The 1,297-nt window shown below is 42.8% G+C and carries 1 protein-coding gene; it reads right to left on the bottom strand.

The window, feature by feature from the left end:
* Positions 1-47: 47 nt before the first annotated feature.
* Entirely contained in the window at positions 48-626 is a 579-nt protein-coding gene (locus tag ACXAIC_RS24690; protein ID WP_475187077.1) for a DUF4291 domain-containing protein, read from the bottom strand.
* Between the last annotated feature and the right edge of the window lie 671 nt (positions 627-1,297).

Genomic DNA, 1,297 nt, shown 5'->3' on the forward strand with positions numbered 1-1,297 from the left:
GAAAAGACTGCTCGGATCCATGAAAACACCTCCATGATCGAAGTGAATCAGAAATCACCTCCAATGGCGAGGTTTTTGCGGGTGTCCAGCTCTTTGATTTTGCGTGCAAGTGCGGTTTGATCAACTATCCTCACTATCCAATCGTTGGTGTAACGTTTCACTGCGTCGCCAGAAAGTCCAACCTGGATGGTTCTGTAATCTAGTTTCTTCAAATGAATATCGCGTTCCGGATCCCATTGTATTCGTACTTGAGAATTGTTCTTTTGTTGACACCACTCTTCTTTAGTTAGCTCTAGCTCCCTCGAATGGCTACTGAGGCAACTGTTGGTCAAAGCCCATTGAAAGCCTTCATGCGTAATATCGATCGCCAAAATTCGTTTTTGATTTAGGTCTTTAGTTGCCCAATTGGATCTATACATCATCCACAAAAACGACGGCTTAATCCAAGTCATTCGCGTCATCTTAAATGGTGGAGATTCAAATTTCTGGTTTTCTATTGCTGACTCAGCAATCTCGTCCGAATAAGCTTGGTAGACACGAACAATTTTCTGGTCAAATGTGGCTCTGATCTGGCGTTTTGGTTTTGTGGTCATTGTTTTAAAATCACTCTGAAAAACATGTTGCATTCAATTTGTCCCGAAGGTGTTTACTCGCACCTTAAAGTAAGAAATATCAATCAAGAGGACCTTCGAAACAAATAATGCCGGTTAGTATTTCCCCTTAAACAGGACTATTTTCATGCTTCGTTCACTTTTTGAAGTCCGAAGAGGAAAGCGAAGAGACCATTTTGTTAACGAGCGGTCGACCGGCTTTCAAAGCCAAAAGCCCTTCTTATATCGAGCGCGGTCAAATAGGTCATCATCAATTGCGCTATGTATTACCAATCTGAATGTCAAGTACTACGATCCGCAACTGACACAGTTTATCTCGCCAGGTACAACTCAACAACTTGCAGGGCTGGGTGTTCGTGCACCCGGGAAAAGGCTGCATAGTACGAACCCTAATATGCCGACAAGTCGCTCAGGCTGGTCCAGCCGAGGGTTTGCTCAATTCAAGATCGAAAAGCAAAATTTCAATAGTAACTTTGGCACAGGGTGAGTGTCGGAGACGCTTAATCAACACATCGTGTCCTTCAAACGTGTTCCTTAGTCGAATGAGGCCTTAAATGCGGAAAGCTGATCAACAACTGATTATAAAACTCAATCAGAATGAGATTTCTTTGGATGAATTCCTTGAACGCTTTTCGATGGACGTACGAAACGACGAACATGCTATGTCAAAAATCCTAAAACTAGCA

The organism is Roseibium sp. AWQ4_254 (genome assembly GCF_056161025.1).